The 17457-nt window shown below is 61.5% G+C and carries 13 protein-coding genes; 8 read left to right on the forward strand and 5 right to left on the reverse strand.

Translation table 11 applies throughout. The annotated features are described in order from the left end of the window. Positions 1-54 precede the first annotated feature (54 nt). Positions 55-2004 carry a putative bifunctional diguanylate cyclase/phosphodiesterase gene (locus tag DSC91_RS12630; protein WP_115778601.1) on the reverse strand — a complete coding sequence of 650 codons (1950 nt, stop codon included), beginning with the start codon at positions 2002-2004 and terminating at the stop codon, positions 55-57. 617 nt (positions 2005-2621) lie between these two features. On the opposite strand from DSC91_RS12630, the gene DSC91_RS12635 reads away from it, so the two are divergent. The 5 genes from DSC91_RS12635 (at position 2622) to yfiB (ending at position 8508) form a co-directional block, all read left to right on the forward strand. Beyond that, positions 2622-3731 carry an ABC transporter substrate-binding protein gene (locus DSC91_RS12635; RefSeq protein WP_115778603.1) on the forward strand — a complete coding sequence of 370 codons (1110 nt, stop codon included), beginning with the start codon at positions 2622-2624 and terminating at the stop codon, positions 3729-3731. Between the two features lie 5 nt (positions 3732-3736). Next, complete coding sequence (locus DSC91_RS12640; RefSeq protein WP_308422815.1) at positions 3737-5548, forward strand: sensor histidine kinase; 1812 nt, start codon at positions 3737-3739, stop codon at positions 5546-5548. Positions 5549-5953: 405 nt separating this feature from the next. Beyond that, positions 5954-6649: a regulatory sequestration protein YfiR gene (gene yfiR / locus DSC91_RS12645; protein ID WP_115778605.1), complete on the forward strand. Its 696-nt coding sequence runs from the start codon at positions 5954-5956 to the stop codon at positions 6647-6649. Then, a complete protein-coding gene (dgcN, locus tag DSC91_RS12650) occupies positions 6646-7914 on the forward strand; it encodes a diguanylate cyclase DgcN/YfiN (protein WP_115778607.1) in 1269 nt (422 codons plus the stop codon). The genes yfiR and dgcN overlap by 4 nt, the downstream gene beginning before the upstream one ends. An 84-nt stretch (positions 7915-7998) precedes the next feature. Next, positions 7999-8508, forward strand: coding sequence for an outer membrane lipoprotein YfiB (gene yfiB, locus DSC91_RS12655; protein ID WP_115779820.1), 510 nt, complete (start codon positions 7999-8001; stop codon positions 8506-8508). A 203-nt stretch (positions 8509-8711) separates the two neighbouring features. Here the strand turns inward: yfiB and DSC91_RS12660 are convergent, their stop codons facing one another. The 4 genes from DSC91_RS12660 to xylA all read right to left on the reverse strand — a co-directional run bounded on the left by DSC91_RS12660 (position 8712) and on the right by xylA (position 14088). Beyond that, positions 8712-9911: a sugar ABC transporter permease gene (locus DSC91_RS12660; protein ID WP_115778609.1), complete on the reverse strand. Its 1200-nt coding sequence runs from the start codon at positions 9909-9911 to the stop codon at positions 8712-8714. Further along, entirely contained in the window at positions 9908-11476 is a 1569-nt protein-coding gene (xylG, locus tag DSC91_RS12665) for a D-xylose ABC transporter ATP-binding protein (protein WP_115778610.1), read from the reverse strand. Before xylG ends, DSC91_RS12660 begins: the two co-directional genes overlap by 4 nt. A gap of 88 nt (positions 11477-11564) precedes the next feature. After that, positions 11565-12593, reverse strand: a complete 1029-nt coding sequence (xylF, locus tag DSC91_RS12670) for a D-xylose ABC transporter substrate-binding protein (protein ID WP_115778612.1) — start codon at positions 12591-12593, stop codon at positions 11565-11567. A gap of 172 nt (positions 12594-12765) precedes the next feature. Then, positions 12766-14088: a xylose isomerase gene (gene xylA / locus DSC91_RS12675; RefSeq protein WP_115778614.1), complete on the reverse strand. Its 1323-nt coding sequence runs from the start codon at positions 14086-14088 to the stop codon at positions 12766-12768. A gap of 274 nt (positions 14089-14362) precedes the next feature. Here xylA and DSC91_RS12680 point away from each other — a divergent pair, with 274 nt between their 5' ends. From DSC91_RS12680 to DSC91_RS12690, 3 genes are all read left to right on the forward strand, one after another. Further along, positions 14363-15580: a XylR family transcriptional regulator gene (locus tag DSC91_RS12680; protein WP_115778616.1), complete on the forward strand. Its 1218-nt coding sequence runs from the start codon at positions 14363-14365 to the stop codon at positions 15578-15580. 33 nt (positions 15581-15613) lie between these two features. Further along, complete coding sequence (locus DSC91_RS12685; protein WP_115778618.1) at positions 15614-16699, forward strand: aldose epimerase family protein; 1086 nt, start codon at positions 15614-15616, stop codon at positions 16697-16699. 173 nt (positions 16700-16872) lie between these two features. Then, a complete protein-coding gene (locus DSC91_RS12690; RefSeq protein WP_115778620.1) occupies positions 16873-17184 on the forward strand; it encodes a DUF4148 domain-containing protein in 312 nt (103 codons plus the stop codon). Positions 17185-17457 lie beyond the last annotated feature (273 nt).

Here is a 17457-nt window from a genome sequence, read left to right on the forward strand (position 1 = left end):
GTGCTGGCAGGCTGGGTGACGAGAGTCGGTATGCCGATACGAACACATCACGGGTTATGCGAAGTTCTGTTGCACAGGACCTCGGCTGCCGAACGGCGCAGGATGACCAAAATAGAATCCTTGCATGACCGTGCAACCCAGCCCGCGCAATACGCTTACCTGAACGCCGGATTCCACGCCCTCGACGACACACGTCAGTTTGAGCGATCGGCACAGTTCGACGATGCTTCGCACGACGTTCTGGGCAGTCGCGTCGGAATCGATATCTTTCAGGAACCCGCGATCAATCTTGACCTTATCCAGCGGTAGTCGGTGAATGCACGTCAGGCTGGAATAGCCGGTCCCGAAGTCGTCGAGGGAGATGCGGACTCCAAGGTTCTTTAGCGCATGCAGTGAAGAAGTGGCCTGTTCGAAATCCTGGATCAGTGCGGTTTCTGTCACTTCGAACGTCAGTCGCCCGGGTGCAATACCGCTTTTCGTGACTATGTCCACGATATTTCCGACGGCTTCCGCCGACCCGATATCGTGCGCCGAGAGGTTGAACGCGATCCGGGTTGCCGGGTCCCACGCGCGCATTTCCGCCAGTGCCTTGCACAAGAGTTTGACCGACAGCGCGTGAATGAAACCGCTCCGTTCCGCCACCTTGATGAAAAGCGATGGCGGTATGAGTCCCAGTGAGGGGCTGTTCCAGCGCGCCAGCGCTTCGTAGGAAATAACGCGCTGGCTGGATACGTCCACGATCGGCTGGAAATGGAGCGTCATTTCGCGCTCGAGATCAGCATGCCGCAAGGCCTGGTCGACTTGTCCAAGCTCACGGATCTGCTCCTCGTGCTCACGCGAAAAAATCGTTGTGCCGCCACGGCGATGCTCTTTTGCAAAATAGAGCGCGTAATCGGCATGTTCGAACAGTTGCGCGGGCGATCTCCCGGTGCTTGGCGACATCGCGAAGCCTAGCGATCCGGACAGTCGCGCCGTCGTGCCTTGCCATGCGTACGGGACCTGGAGCGCACTGCAGATACTCGCACCAAGGTCGAGTAGTTGCTGCCTGTCGGTGACGTCTCTTACAAGCAGACCGAATTCATCTCCACCGAGACGTGCAAGGCTCAGCGTTGGCGCCGAGAATTGCAGGAGTCGCCGGCCTACCTCTTCGAGTACGCGATCCCCCGCGCCATGACCGTAGACATCGTTGACCTGCTTGAAGCCATCCAGATCGATGACCCCCACTGCAAAGCCTGCTTGCCCGTCTTTCGTTGACCGGAACAGCGCATCGAGATCGGCAAGGAAGCGTCGGCGATTGGGCAAACCCGTCAGGCTGTCCAGATTGGCGAGCCGCAAATTTTCGTCGCTGAGGTGCTGCAGTTCGCTCTGCTTTGCCTCAAGTGCACGTTGCGATTCGACAAGCCGCGCGAAGTCTCGATAATAAGTCAGAAGAATAATGATCATCGCAATCGAAACCAGTACGACATTAATCGCGATCGCGATCAGTACGAGGTTATGCGTTAGCGAGAAGAAGACGGTAAACGGCACGATAACAATCGCGGTCAGCAGCAGTGCCGCCGTGCGCATGTGCATGAGGCAAAAGATGCATCCGATGACCGTAATCGACATGTAGAACGCGACGTGAGCGCGTGCGTACGGATCACCGTAAGGAAACAGCAATAATCCCCAGCCGGTAAAGATGATTCCCAGCAGCGCAATCAGCAGTACCGTGTTCTTCAGTCGCGCCGCCACTTGCGCGTCGCTCATCGAGGCAAGGTATTTTCTTCGTCCGAGCCACACAAACAACCTGAGAATGCAGGCTGAACACATCGCAGCGGGCGCGTAGATTGCAAGCCATGCCGGCGCAGTCCCAACGTGGGTAAACGCCACGGCGAAACTATTGACAACCAGAATCAGGTACAGCAAAGGCAACTGTCTCGCAAACGCCTCGAACTGGGATCGCGACAGGCCCGATGCAGTTGAAGCGTACAGGGTGTGACTGTCAAGAAAGATGCGGCGAATCATGTTTTATCCGATTCGATTTGGCGGTATCGCTGTCCTGGTTATCCGAGGTCTGGATTCTTCCCACTCTCAGCGAGACTTGGCCCTAATATATTCAACGCGGGTTATCTGCTTCCGCTGTTAAGCGAGCACAGCGAAACACCCGCTGGTTACGACCAGCCATAAGAACGATAACGGCAAAATGCGGGATAACTTGATATTGCACGGACCAAGGCGCCTTCTTCTCGCGGCAAGTTTCCGGGTTCGTCAAATGCAGCGTTTACCCGCGGATATTTTCGTCAACCTGATGCAGCTGCAGCGTTGCCGGTCATTCCGTCATTAGGACGCTATGGGAGTGGAAAGAATAGGAAAGTTTCGGCGGTTTCAAATACCAAGTGCCGAATCTTGCGATATCAACCGTTACGGTCAATCAGAATAAGCACAGCATCACAAACGAAACTACCCCGATGCCCCGCTCAACGCCTCCGTCACGAAAGTCCTGGAAACCAGCCAATCCCCGGTCGAATATTGCCAACACCGGCGTGGCACGTAGAATGTGCCTTGCCGCGTCCGTCGCGTAACCGCGATCCTCGCACGACGCGCAACCGCGCCCCCATGGCGGCAATTGAGTCAATCATCTTATGAATCGTAGGCAAGCGCTGCTCACCTGCGCGTACGCGGCCCTGACCGGCGTCTCCGGACGGGCTTTCGCCGAGAGGCGCGCGCCGCGCGTGGTGTTTCTTAATCCTGGCGAGGCGGTACAACGCGGTACGGGACAGCATTGGCAACTGGTCTCCCGATTCATGGCAATGGCGGCGCAGACCTTCAATATGCAACTGGAGGTGCTGTACGCGGAACGTGACCATCTGCTGATGCAGCGCCAGGCAGAGGAGGTTGCGCGACGCGCCGATGCGCCGGACTACGTAATCATCGTCAACGAAAAGATGGCCGCGCAGCAGATGCTCAAGACGCTGGCGCGCTCGCCGGCGAAAATCCTGCTCATCCACAACGACCTGACGCCCGACCAGCGTCGCGCGGTTGGCAATGAGCGGCAACGGATTTCGAACTGGATCGGCACGCTGACGGCAAACGCCCAGCGCGCCGGGTACCGGCTGATGCAATTTCTGTATCGACAACTGGGCCAGAACGGGGCGCAGGTCATCGGCATTACGGGAGACCCTAGCACGCCGGTCTCGCTGGAGCGAGCTGCGGGTGTTGACGACTTCCTGTTTCATGCTCCGAATGCGCGAACCTGCCAACTGGTCTTCAGCGACTGGAGCTATGCCGACAGCGATCAAAAGGCGCGCGTGCTGCTCGCCCGCTATCCGGATGCCAATGTGATCTGGGCCGCCAACGACGCGATGGCGCTCGGGGCACTGGACGCCGTCAAGGCGCGCAACGCGCGCGTTCTGGTGGGAGGCATGGGCGCGTTGCAGGAAGCCCTGGCCAGGGTGGTCGACGGCGGTCTGGCGGCCATGATGGCAGGCGACTATTTCATCGGCGCCTGGGCGATGGTTCTGTTGCACGATCACAATCAGGGCAAAGACTTTGCCGCGAACGGAGGTCTGCGTCAAAAGCTCGACTTTCTGACGGTGATCCACCGCGAAAACGCCGTCCGTTACGCTGACGTCGTGTTCCGGAGCGGAGCAATGCTCGACTTTGGTCTTTACTCGAAGGCCCGATCTGCGCGTCCGGGTCCCTACGACTTCAATCTTCAATATCTTCTGAACACGGCGTCCAGGGTTTCATGATGCGTATGTCCCCACGGCTTACGCTACGCTCGCCCAGTTTGCACACCAAGCTGATGCTGGCGCTCGTGATACTGGTCGCGATCGTGGCCGGCACCTCGGCGTATGCGCTGGTCGCGCACGAACGGCAGCGCCGGCTCACTGAACTGGAGGAGCGCGCCACCCGGATCGCCGACCTGTTCAGCCGGTCACTCGCTCAACCTTTGTGGAACATCGATCTCGGCGCGATCAACGGTCAGCTCGCCGCGCTCGCGCCGAATCCCGAAGTGGCCCAATTCACCGTCACGGCAGTGGGCTACGGTACGGTATCCACCGCGGGGAAAACCGTCCAGCCGAGCCCGGGCGACAGCGTGGTGCGCGTCAGGGCAATTGAATACACGCCACCCGGCGATGCACCGAGGGAAAAGATCGGCGAGGTGCGCGTCGTCCTCACGAAGGCGGTCGCGGAACAGGCGATCAGCGACGCCCGCCGGGCGATTCTCGCCATGATCGCGGCCGTCGTTGCCGTGCTCTACGCCGCGACTTTCCTGCTGCTCAAGCAAATGGTGCGCAGTCCGATCAACCGTCTTGAGGAGATGGTCGACCGGATCGCGAGCGGCGACCTTCATGCGCGCTGCACTGTCGAATCCGGCGATGAGCTGGGCCGGCTCGCCTTGCGCGTCAACGTGATGGCCGACCGTCTTCAGGAATCCACGGTGTGTCTGCGCAATAGCGAACGGAAATACCGAAGCATCGTTGAGAACGCCCTTGAAGGTATCTTCCTGCTCGATCAGAACGGGCAACTGGATGAAGCCAATCCGGCCATGGCGCAACTGCTCGGCTATTGCGACGTGCCCGACCTGATCGACGCCGCGGCGAGCGTCCCCCACAAACAACCGTTCTCGCCGGAGCAGATTGCAACCCTGCTTGAAATTCTGCGCATGCGGGGTGACATCGTGGGACTCGAGATGGAGTTAAAGCGTCTCGACAGCACACCGATCTGGGTTCAACTCAATGCGCGCGGCGTGACAGGCGACGACGGCAGCCTGAGAGGAGTTGAAGGCTTGCTGACCGACATGACGGCCCGCAAGCATGCGGTGGAAAGCCTGCGGCGCCATCGCGACCAGCTCGAACTGGAAGTCGGGGTGCGCAAACGGGCCGAGCTGGAGCTGCTGGCGTCGCGCGAACAGCTGCAACAGTTATCCGCCCATCTGGAAGCCATTCGCGAGGAGGAAAGGAAACACATCGCGATGGAAATTCACGATGAACTCGGCCAGTTGCTGACGGCATTGAAAATGGACTTGTCGTTGCTGAGGATGCAACTGCCGGTGGGTTCCGCCGCCATGCAAAAAGCCGAGCAGATGCGCAATCTGGTTGAGCAAACCATCCAGATCGTGCGCAATGTGGCCAGCCATCTTCGGCCGGCCGCACTGAATTTCGGCCTCGCCTCCGCGCTGGAATGGCTCGCCGGAGATTTCACCGACCATACTCACATTCCCTGTCATTTCAATGTCACGGGTGCCGAACCGACCTTCTCGGATTTCCGCGCGACCGCGCTATTCCGTATCGCGCAGGAGTCGCTGACTAACGTGGCCCGTCATGCCGGTGCATCGCGTGTCGATGTGACGCTGGCGAACACCGAAGCGGGTGTCGAGTTGACGGTCTGCGATAACGGCCGAGGCTTTGATATGGTTGCCGCACGGGCCGGATACTCATACGGCCTGCAGGGCATGGCCGAGCGCGCCAGGCTGATCGATGCGCAGCTGCTCATCGAGAGCGCGCCCGATTCCGGCTCTGTCGTGCGTCTTTTTGTTCGGGACGACGCCGTTATTGTCACGTAGTCCGGATAAACCGCCTGTAGCGTGAAATGCCACGAGCGGCCGGGCGTTACTCCGGCTGCTATGTGCGCGCCACTGTGTCGGGCGATTCATCCGACCATACGCTGGCGAGTGATGCGTACCTTCACACCTGCGGTGCAGGCACTCGTGGGTTAAATCATTGTGCCCGATTCACGCCAGCCTGGCATGGACGGGGACCGTCTCGTTCGTGACGCAGCGCAATTGCGGATTTTGTTAGACAGGAAGGCGGTCAATACTCTCCCCATGGTGTTCGCGGGTGTTTCCCACTGGTTGATCGCGCGACTTTATGCGTAATATGACCACTCCGTGCGCGTGATACGGTGCAGGCCCGCGAATGGCGGGCGGCAGGAGGCAGCGCCGGGATCGACGCCAACGAGTGTTTTCATCATGCATGCGAAGGTGTGCACCGCGGCTGCCTGTCGTGCGGCGGCAATGACGCCAAGAGGCGCGGCGACGATCGCTGCGCGGACGACGTCTGGTCGGCATGGCTGGGCCGCCTCGCTTCGCCACGTCTTGCTCGCGGCGGTTTGCGCGCTGTGTACGGCATCGGCGACGCTCGCCGGGACACCCGCCAGTGCAGCCGGTCCAGCCAGCGACACGTCCGCCAACACCACGAGCCACGCCGATCCCGCCATGTCGCCGCGCGACGCCGCCGTGCGTCAGGTCGTGCTAGGCATCATCAGTTTCACGCACTGGCCGACGACTCCCGCCCGCCTGCGACTGTGCGTGACGGGCCGGCCTAACTACGCGCACGGCCTGGTCGACACGCTGCAGGCCGGCTCGACGCCGCTCGATGTGCAGCGCATCGACCTGGATGATCCCGCCATCGCTACAGTCTGCGACGTCGTTTATTTCGGCGACCTGAGCGACGATGAGAGAAACCAGGTCAGGGCGGCCGTGGCCGGCCATGCGGTCCTGACCATCTCTGAACACAACCCGTCCTGCGTCACCGGCAGCATGTTCTGCCTCAATGTCGATGACGAACCCATCACGTTCGACATCAATCTCGACGCCGTGGCGCGCAGCGGCGTACGGGTTCAACCGAATGTGCTCAAGCTCGCCCGGCGACCACTGACGCCATGAGACAGCCCGCTCCCCCCGCTTCCCCTCCGCGCGCGTCACGCCCAACGCTGCAAAGCGTGTTGCGCCGCGCGCACCTGCGTCTGGCGTTCGTTGCCGTCGCGATGGCCGCCGTGTCGTTGATCGTGGTCGCGGTGATCGCGCTACGCGCCTATGCCGGCAACAATCTGAACCTGCTGGCCCGCTCGCTCGGCTATACGGTCGAAGCGGCACTGGTGTTCGGCGACCGCATCGCGGCGGCCGAGGCGATCGGGGAGATCGCCGGCAAAGAGGACGTGGCCGAGGTTATCGTCACCGATGGCAAGGGCCTGCCGTTCGCGGCGTGGCAGTTGCCCGCCGACAGTGCGATCGCCAGGCTCGAACGGCAGGTCGCCGGCATTGCGCTGCCGGGACCGGTGACCACGTTGGTGCTGCATGATGGCATCGTCGTCGGTCATGTCGAAGTGCACGGACAGGGGCGCCAGTTCTTCGGCTTTCTGCTCGGCGGCATCGGCGGCATCCTGGCCTGCCTCGCCATCAGCGTGTTCGGCGCCTATGTGAGTTCGCAGCGACTGCTGCACAACATCGTCGCGCCACTGCGCGCGCTGGCCGACGTCGCCCACGCGGTGCGGCGCGAGCGCGCGTTCGAGCAACGGGTCGAGCCCGTCGCGATCGCGGAACTGAACCAGCTAGGCGACGACTTCAACGCCTTGCTCGATGAACTCGAAGAATGGCAAAACAACCTGCGCGAAGAAAACGCCTCGCTCGAACACCAGGCCAACCACGACGCCCTCACGGGCCTGCCCAACCGCGTGCAATTCGAGTGGTGCCTCGAGCGCGCCCTCTGCGGCGCTGCGGAGACGGGCCAGCGGGTCGCCGTGTTATATCTCGACTGCGACCATTTCAAGGAGGTCAACGACTGTCTCGGCCATGAAGCCGGCGACGCAGTGCTGATCGGCATCGCGGCGCGGGTGCGCATGCAGTTGCGCGAGGCCGATCTGGTCGCGCGCCTGGGCGGCGACGAATTCGTCGTGATGTTGACGCCAATGCGCGAAGCGGCCAGCGCCGGGCGAATCGCCGAAGGCCTGCTGGCCAGCATGGCGCCGACAATCGTCTTGCCCGATGGCCGCACGGTGGCCACCACGATGAGCATCGGCGTGGCGCTGTATCCGGATCATGCGAGCGACGCAATCGGCTTGCTGCGCGCCGCCGATGCAGCGATGTACCGGGCCAAGCGCGCGCAGCCCGGCTCGTGGCAGTTTGCCGAAGGCGTCGCCGGACCGGCTTGACGCCATGCATGGCGTAGCACCCGGACCGTCGCGACGGTTCGAAACAACGCGCGCAAGGCGGGCGCACTCGAGGGAGATGCAATGATGAGACACTCCTTTCCTGCAAGCATTTCGCTGATGTGCAGCGGGAGCACACTGCTCTTTTGCATGCTGCTCGGGGGCTGCCAGACGCCGCCGCTTTATCGCGGTCTGACCCAGACGCAGGTCGCGGCGCTCAGGTCGGAAGGATTCGACGAGACCCAGCAGGGCTTCGAGTTCGGCTCGAGCGGACCGATCCTGTTCGACTTCGACCGCTACGATCTCAAGCCGGACGTCCGCCGGATCCTCGAGCGCATCGGCCACACGCTAGCGTCGGTGGGGCTCACCAGCGTGACCGTCTATGGCTACACCGATGCGGTGGGTACGGACGCCTACAACCTCCGGTTGTCCAGGCGCCGTGCCGAGACCGTGGCGACCGAACTGGTCGACACCGGCCTTCCTGCCGGCCGCGTCGGCATCGTCGGGAAAGGCAAACGCGACCCGGTGGGCGACAACCGCACAGCCGCCGGCCAGGCGCAGAACCGCCGCGCGGCGATCGTCGTCTCGCCGCGTTGAAGCGGTGCAGCGGTGCAGCGGTGCAGCGGTGCAGCGGTGCGTCGGGTCGCCATTGCCGCCAGTTCGAAGGCAGGCGATTGCGCGCATCGTAAAGCGCGTCCGCTTGAAGGTGAGTGATTTGACCTTCTGCGGTGCCGGGAGCGCGCGAAATACGAGCTAACGATAAACGGCTGAATGACCGGCGCGCCCTGGCGGTAGACGCCTCACCGCCGGTTCGATCCCGACACGACATCGATCCACACAGCCAGCACGAGAATGCTGCCCTTCACGATCATCTGCCAGTACGCGTCGACATCGAGCATCGACATGCCGTTGTCCAGACTCGCCATCACCAGTGCGCCGATCAGCGCACCGTAGACCGTTCCAGAGCCGCCGCGCATCGACGTCCCGCCGATAAAGCACGCCGCGATCGCGTCGAGTTCGCCCATCGATCCCGCCGACGGCGAACCGGCCGCGAGCCGCGCCGTATTGACGATCCCAGCGAACGCGCACATCAGTCCCATCAGCGCGAAGATGGCCAGCTTCACGCGGTTGGTATTCACGCCGGAGAGCCGCGTCGCTTCCAGGTTCGAACCGACTGCATAGATGCGCCGCCCGAACACGGTCTGTGTCGCGATCCACGTGAAAATGCCCAGTAGCGCGAGCAGTAACAAAACCGGCACGGGAATGCCGCCATAACGGTCGAGCGTCGCGACAAACGCCGCCAGAATCACGCCCGCCCCGACCACTTTCGCGACGTCCTGCCAGATCGGCACCACCCGCAACTTATAGCGCTCGCGATTGCTTCGTTGCCGCACCGTCAGAAAGGCCAGTACGACGAACAGCACGACGGCAAGCGTATCGCCGGCAAGGCGCGGCAGATACCCCTGGCCGACAAATACAAAACCGTCGGAGACCGGCGCGATCGTCGAACCGCCCGTGACACCGAGCAGAATGCCGCGATACGCGAGCATGCCGCCCAGGCCGACAATGAACGAAGGCACACGCCGGTATGTCGACCACCATCCGTTGAACATGCCGACGAGCACGCCGAGCAGCATCACCACAGGCACCGTGACGCCGATCGGCCAATGCCGGTTCACATCGAGAATCGCCGCGACACCGCCGAGCAAACCCAGCAACGACCCCACCGACAGATCGATCTCGCCCGCGATGATCACGAACACCATGCCGCACGCGAGCATGCCGGTTATCGACATCTGCCGCAGCAGATTCGACAGATTGCGCGGCGTCACGAACGCGCCGTGCGTCAGAAAGGAGAAGAAAATCCAGATCACGGCCACGGCGATCAGCAATGCGAGAATCTTGTAACGCGCGAACAGTTGCTGAATGCGCTGCGAGCCGCCGAATGCGCCTCGCGACGCAGCGCCGTCGGCGGGTTGGGAAGTGACGTCGGGAGTCATGCGGCACTCGCTTCGGTTGGTGCGGTTGGGGTCAGGGATCGCTGCACAGGACGGATCGCGGCGCTGAGAATGTCCTCTTGCGTGAGGCTGTCGTTGACGAAATCGCCGCGTAATTCTCCTTCGCCGATCACCAGCACGCGATCGCTGATGCCTAGCACTTCAGGCAATTCGGACGACACCATCACGATCGACATGCCGCGCTGCGCCAGTTGAAAAATCAGCTTGTAGATTTCGTACTTCGCACCGACGTCGACACCTCGCGTCGGTTCGTCGAGGATCAGCACTTTGGGGTCGGTCAGCAGCATGCGCGTCAGCACGGCCTTCTGCTGATTGCCGCCCGACAGACTCGCGATCGAGAGCATCGGATGCGCCGCGCGCACCGAAAGCCGCTTCATCTCCGTGTGAATCGTGTCGAGTTCGGCGGCGGAATCAATCCGGCCGCCCTTCGCGAAGCGTTGCAACACAGCAAGCGTAATGTTGTGGCCGACGCTCAGACCCGGCACGATGCCGTGGCGTTTTCGATCTTCGGGCACCATGCCAATGCCGGCGCGAATCGCATCGACAGGGGCGTGGATTTTCAACAGCTTGCCGTCCATCACCACGCTCGCCTCGCTCACACCGGGATACGCACCGAAGATCGCCTGCATCAGCTCCGTGCGGCCCGCTCCGACCAGACCGGCAACGCCGAGAATCTCGCCACGCCGCAGCGAAAAAGACACATCACTCACGCGCTTGCGGCGCGGATTGGTAACGTCGAAACAGGTCACGTGGCGCGCTTCGAAGATCACGTCGCCGATTGGATGCGGTTCACGCGGGAACAGGTTCTTGATTTCGCGACCCACCATCAGGGAGATGATGCGGTCGGTGGTCAGCGCTCGCATGGGTTCGGTCGCGACGTGGCGGCCGTCGCGAATCACGCTGATCGTGTCGCACACGGCCGCTACTTCATCGAGCTTGTGCGAGATGTAGACACAGGCCACGCCGCGCCGCTTCAGATCGCGCACGATATCCAGCAGGATGTGTATCTCCGTGGCAGTCAGCGACGAAGACGGCTCGTCGAGGATCAGCAGTTTCGCGCGCTTGTTCAACGCCTTCGCGATCTCGATCAACTGCTGGTGGCCGCCACCGTAATTCATCACTGGTTGCGCCGAGTTGATTCCGCTGATGCCAAGCTCGCGCAGCAGTTCGTCGGCGCGCTGATACATCGCGGCGTAATTCATTCTGCCGCCGGGCAGCGTGATTTCGTTGCCGAGAAAGATGTTCTCCGCGACCGAGAGTTCCGGCACCAGCATCAACTCCTGGTGGATGATGATGATGCCCGCCCGTTCCGTGTCCCTTATGTTCGCGGCTTTCAGCGGCTCGCCTTCCCAGACGATTTCGCCCTCCCACGTGCCGTGGGGATAGACGCCGGACAGCACTTTCATCAGCGTCGATTTGCCCGCGCCGTTCTCGCCGCACAAGCCCACGCACTCGCCGGGCGCCACCGTCAGGTCGATGCCGTCGAGCGCCTTCACGCCGGAAAACGCTTTGACGATGCCACGCATCGTCAATAATGGTTCACTCATTCGCTATGCCTCGCTACAGGGCGCGCGCTCGCGCCGATGTGCCTGACGCATGCAAGGCACATCGGCTTGAACTACGCACACGTTACGCTCATTGGCTCGCGAGCTGGGCCTGGGTGTAGAAGCCGTCCTTGACGACCACGTCAACATTGCTCCTGGTAAGCAACGTGGGTTGCAGAAGCACCGTGTCGACCTTCTTCTTGCCGTTGTCGTACTGTGCATTAAAGGCCGGCTTCTCGCCCTTCGCCAGCGCGACGGAGAGCTTCGCCGCTTCGCCTGCGATCAGCTTCAGCGGTTTATATACGGTCATCGTCTGCGTGCCGGCGATCACGCGTTTCACCGCAGCCAGATCCGCGTCTTGTCCCGACACCGGCACCTTGCCCGCCATGTGCTGCGCCGCGAGCGCCTGAATCGCGCCGCCTGCGGTGCCGTCGTTCGAGGCAACGATTGCATCGATCTTGTTGTTGTTCGCCGTGAGCGCATCTTCGACAATGCGCAGCGCTGTCGACGCGCTCCACTCCGGCACCCATTGCTGACCGACCACCTTGATATCGCCCTTATCCATCGCGGGCTTCAACACTTTGAGCTGGCCTTCACGCAGCATCTTTGCGTTGTTGTCGGTCGGCGCGCCGCCGAGCAGGAAGTAGTTGCCCTTCGGTTGCGCGTTGTAGACACCTTGCGCTTGCAGTTCGCCGACCTTCTCATTGTCGAACGAGATATAGGCGTCCACGTCGGCGTCGAGAATCAGGCGGTCATACGAGACGACCTTGATGCCCGCTTTCTTCGCTTCGGCGACCACATTGCCAAGCGTCTTGGAATTGAACGGCACGATCACGATCACGTCGACGCCGCGCGAGATCAGGTTTTCAATCTGCGAAATCTGTCGCTCTTCGCTCGCATCGGCGGATTGCACCGACACTTTGGCGCCGAGTTTTTCTGCTGCGGCAACGAAATAATCACGATCGCGCGACCAGCGCTCGACACGCAGATCGTCGATGCAGAAGCCAATTTCCGGGTGATCCTTGCTTGCGTGCGCAAGCGGCGCGACAAGCGACAGGCTGGCGAGCATCGCTCCACACACGAGCGAACTCAGTACGGTACGACGCGTTGCGAATTTCATGTCTCACTCCTTGTTCTGATAGCCGGAATACCGGATTGGACGGTCTGCGCTGCGAGCCGCAGAACCGGACAAGCGACAACCCAAAGCCTGGTTATTCGCGTGGTCAACGTGGCCGCGCGATTTTTATGGTTTGCTGCTCGCCTGTCGGCGGGTTTTACTTCATGGTGCTTTTTTAGCGTCGGCTGTAAATCGCCTGATTCACGACGTTTTCCAGTTGTTCCTGCCGGCCGCTTACGTGCTGTGGATTCAGGCCGCGCGTCAACGCATCCGCAGCCAGTGTCGAAAGCGAATAGTCACCCTTCAGGATCTTGCGGCCGAACTCCGACTCCCAGCCCGCGTAGCGCTGACGCTTGAACTGTTCGAGCCGGTCGTTTTCGATCAGCGTCGCGGCACGTTCGACGGCGAGCGCCAGGTTATCGATTGCACCGATGTGGCCGAAGAACAGATCTTCCGCATCGACACTCTGGCGCCGCACCTTTGCGTCGAAGTTCATACCGCCGGTGGTGAAGCCGCCATGCTTGAGAATCTCGTAGAAAGCGAGCGTCAATTCTTCGACGCTGTTCGGAAACTGGTCCGTATCCCAACCGTTTTGCTGATCGCCGCGATTCGCGTCGACGCTGCCGAAAATACCCAGCGCGTAAGCCGTGGCGATCTCGTGATGGAACGAATGACCGGCAAGCGTCGCATGATTGGCTTCGATGTTCACGCGAATCTCTTTCTCCAGCCCGTATTGCAGCAGGAAGCCGTGCACGGTCGCCACGTCGTAGTCGTATTGATGCTTGGTCGGCTCCTGCGGCTTCGGCTCGATCAGCAATGCGCCTTTGAAGCCGATCTTGTGCTTGTGCTCGACCACCATGTGCAGGAAACGCGCAAGCTGATCCCGTTCGCGCACGAGATCGGTATTGAGCAGCGTGTCGTAGCCCTCGCGTCCGCCCCACAGCACATAATTTTCACCGCCGAGCCGTTGCGTCGCATCGAGCGCATGACGAACCTGCGTCGCCGCAAACGCGAAGACCTCCGGATCGGGACTGGTCGCCGCGCCCGCTGCGTAACGCGGATGCGAGAACAGATTGGCCGTGCCCCACAGCAGCTTGATGCCGGTATCCTGCTGCTTGCGCGCCAGATAGTCGGCGATACGCGTGAAGTTCTCGCTATAGGCTTTCAGGCTGTCGCCTTCCGGTGCGACGTCGGTATCGTGAAACGTGTAATACGGCGTGCCGAGCTTCGAGAAGAACTCAAACGCGGAATCCGCCTTTTGATGCGCGCGTTCCATTGCGTCGCCGGCTTGCTGCCATGGACGCCGAAACGTCCCTTGCCCGAAGATATCGACGCCCGGCCAGACAAACGTATGCCAGTAGCACACCGCGATGCGAAGATGTTCTTCGAGTGTCTTGCCGAGCACCTGCTTACGCTTGTCGTAATGGCGATACGCAAGCGGGTTATCCGACTGCGGGCCTTCATAGCGGATCTCGGGAATGTGTTCGAAGTAGGACATCAGCGTCTCCTGTTTTATGCTGCACTGCAACCCGTGCGACGTCGCCGCGCCGGTCGACAAGGTGACGCCATGCTGCCGCTTGCAAGATGCCTCGGCAATTGCGAAATTGCGCAGCGTGCGTGATGTTTCTTACCGCCCATGCGTTTGTTTCACACCGGCGCGCGCTGCGCGGCCTAGAATAACCAGACGCTTAAAAACGGTGCCGCGTTCGGCGCGCACTCAATAGGAGACGAAGGCGCTGCGAGTCCCGACGATCCGCCCGCCGCCCACTGCCATGACCCGTCCGCAAACACCCCAGACGACCCATCGGATCGCGCTGCTGTTCAACGCGAACAAGGTGTATGACCGCGAGATCATCACCGGCATCGGCAATTACCTGCTGTCGACGCGCGTGGCATGGGATCTCTTCCTCGAAGAAGATTTCCGCTGCCGGTTGACCGGTATCGAGCGTTTCGACGGCGACGGCATCATCGCGGATTTCGACGATCCCGCGGTGGGCGAAGCGCTGCGCGATTGTCCGTTGCCGGTGGTGGCGGTCGGTTCATCGTTCGAAGATCCGGCGCACTACCCCCCGGACTTACCCTATATCGCGACCGATAACGCCAAGCTCGTCTCGCTCGCCTACACACATCTGATCGGCGCGGGACTCGAGCATTTCGCTTTGTATAGCCTTCCGCAGGCGCAGGAGAATCGCTGGGCGCAACAACGTGAATTGGCGTTTGCTCACCTGCGCAGCGCGGACGGCCACAGCGCCGAGCAGATCGGCAGCGAGATCTACCGCGGCCTGTCGACCAGCGCGCCGTCGTGGAATCAGGCCATCGAACAGCTCACCGCGTGGCTCGCCCAGTTGCCGAAGCCGGTCGGCATCATCGCCGTGACCGACGCCCGCGCGCGGCATCTGCTGCAGGCCTGTTTGATCGCGGGGATTCCCGTGCCTGAAGAAGTGGCGATCATCGGCATCGACAACGATCCGCTCACGCGCACGTTGACCCGCATTCCGCTTTCTTCCGTGATTCAAGGCACCGAGGAAATGGGCCGCACCGCCGCTCACTTGCTGCATCAAATGCTGCACGGGGCGCGTTTTCCGGGGCGGCGCATTCTCGTGCCGCCGGTCGGCATCAACGTGCTCGAATCGACAAAACACCAGCCGCTCGCGAGTCCGTATGTGATGCGCGCGCGGCACTTCATTCGCCAATATGCGTGCCAGGGCATTCGCACCGAACAGGTTGCCGATTACGTGGGCGTGTCGCGTTCGTCGCTCGAAGAGTATTTCCGGCGCGAACGGCAGTGCACCGTGCATCAGGAAATCCTGCGCCACAAACTCGATGTCGCGAAAGCGCTGCTTGCCAGGCGCGATGCGTCGAGCGCCGAGGTGGCGATCCGTTGCGGCTTCACGTCGCTGCAATACATGTACGCGGTGTTTCGCCGCGAACTCGGCTGTACACCGCGCGAATACCAGGACCGTGCGAATTCGACGGCAGCGCCCGGCTGAGCCTGCCTTTCCTCTTCTATCTCCCCCGACGACATGATCAGCATCGCACCACTTTCTTCTGAGCCATGGGGCACGCTGCCCGGCGGCGATCCCGTGCGGCTCTTCACGCTGCGCAACGCGCACGGCATGAAAGTCGCCATCAGCGACCTGGGCGCGACGCTGATCTCGTGGCATGCGCCGGACCGCGCAGGCCGGCTCGGCGACATCCTGCTCGGCCACGACACGCCTGCCGAATATGTTGCGGCCACCACCTACATGGGCGGACTGATCGGCCGCTGGGCAAACCGCATTGCCGATGCGCGTTTCTCGCTCGACGGCATCGAGTACACGCTCGATCGCAACGAAGGCGCGAATCTGCTGCATGGCGGCACACAGGGTTTTCATCGCACACTGTGGGACGTGAGCGAAGACAACGGCGCACTGGTCATGCGTCTGGAATCGCCCGAAGGCGACGCCGGTTTTCCGGGCAACGTCACCGTGCAAGTGCGTTACACGCTCGACGACGACGGCGCGTTGACGATCGCCTATGAAGCGATCACGGACGCGGCGACGCCGCTCAATCTGACGAGCCATCCCTACTTCAACCTGACAGGTCGGCGGGATGCCGACATTCGCGGACATGTATTGTCGATCGATGCCGACCGGTTCTTCGAAGTCGACGCAGCGATGATTCCTTGCCAGCTTGCCGACGTGGCAGGCAATGCGTTCGACTTCCGGCAAAGCGCGCCGATCGGCGCACGACTCGATTGGCCGCATGCGCAACTCGCGAAAGCCGGTGGCTTCGACCACTGCTACGTGCTGCGTGACGCGCCTGAAGCCACGACGGCCGGCCGCGAGCCGCAGATACGCCCGGTTGCATGCGCCTATGACCCCGGCAGTGGGCGCGAATTGACCGTCTCGACCGATCAGCGCGGCTTACAGTTCTATACCGGCAATTTCCTGAATGGCAACACGGGACGCGGCGGTATCGCCTACCACCGGCACGCCGGTCTGTGTCTCGAAGCGGGCGGCTTTCCGAACGAAGTCAATATGGCTGAGCGGGAGCGCGTCATCGTGCGGCCAGGCAGCACATACCGGCAGGTGACGGCGTACCGCGTAGGTGTACGTTCCGGAGTCTGAAGCAATATTTCGTGTCTTACGACGAGCATTACATATCGCCGACTTATCGTTTGCCGCAAGACTGAATTACGGGTTTAGGGGTTTGCCCTGGATCACCCGCTTCCTAGAATTTATCCATAGGTCGCCGAACACATGTTGCGGTGCCGGATAGAACATTCTCGGAGGGAAGCATCATGAAATCGCTGATCAAAGCTGTTGCACTGGTCGTTGTTCTCGCAGCGCCGGTCGCTTCGTTCGCACAGTCCGAGCAACCGCTCACCCGCACTGAGGTCAAGCAGCAACTGCTCCAGATTGAGCAGGCCGGCTACAACCCCGCGAGAGCCACGGACTCCACCTACCCCGCTGACATCCAGGCGGCCGAAGCACGCGTAGCCGCACAGCATGACGCCACCGGTTATGGTTCGTCGGCAAACGGCTCTTCGCAAACTGGCACACCCGCACCCGCGGCGCCGGTGGTTCAGCCCGAACCGATGGGCGGTCAGTAAAACTGACGACGTTGTCTGTCGCTGTGACGTTCCATGCGAGCCATGCGTGTTGAAGCATGGGCTCGCATGAGTGCGTTCCACTGTGCATGACGATGACAGCGCAGTGTCAGAAAACCATTTGACGAAAATAATGGCTCATATATCCTAGGGCGGCAGTCTGGTGGTTCTCGCCGTGCGGTCGATCCGCATCAGCGAAGACTTCTACTCAACGTCGCTTCGGGTTCCATCGTGAAAGTCCGTGGTCCATTGGTGAGATATCAGCCTGGTCGGGAA

This window comes from Paraburkholderia caffeinilytica, from assembly GCF_003368325.1.
Classification (GTDB): domain Bacteria; phylum Pseudomonadota; class Gammaproteobacteria; order Burkholderiales; family Burkholderiaceae; genus Paraburkholderia; species Paraburkholderia caffeinilytica.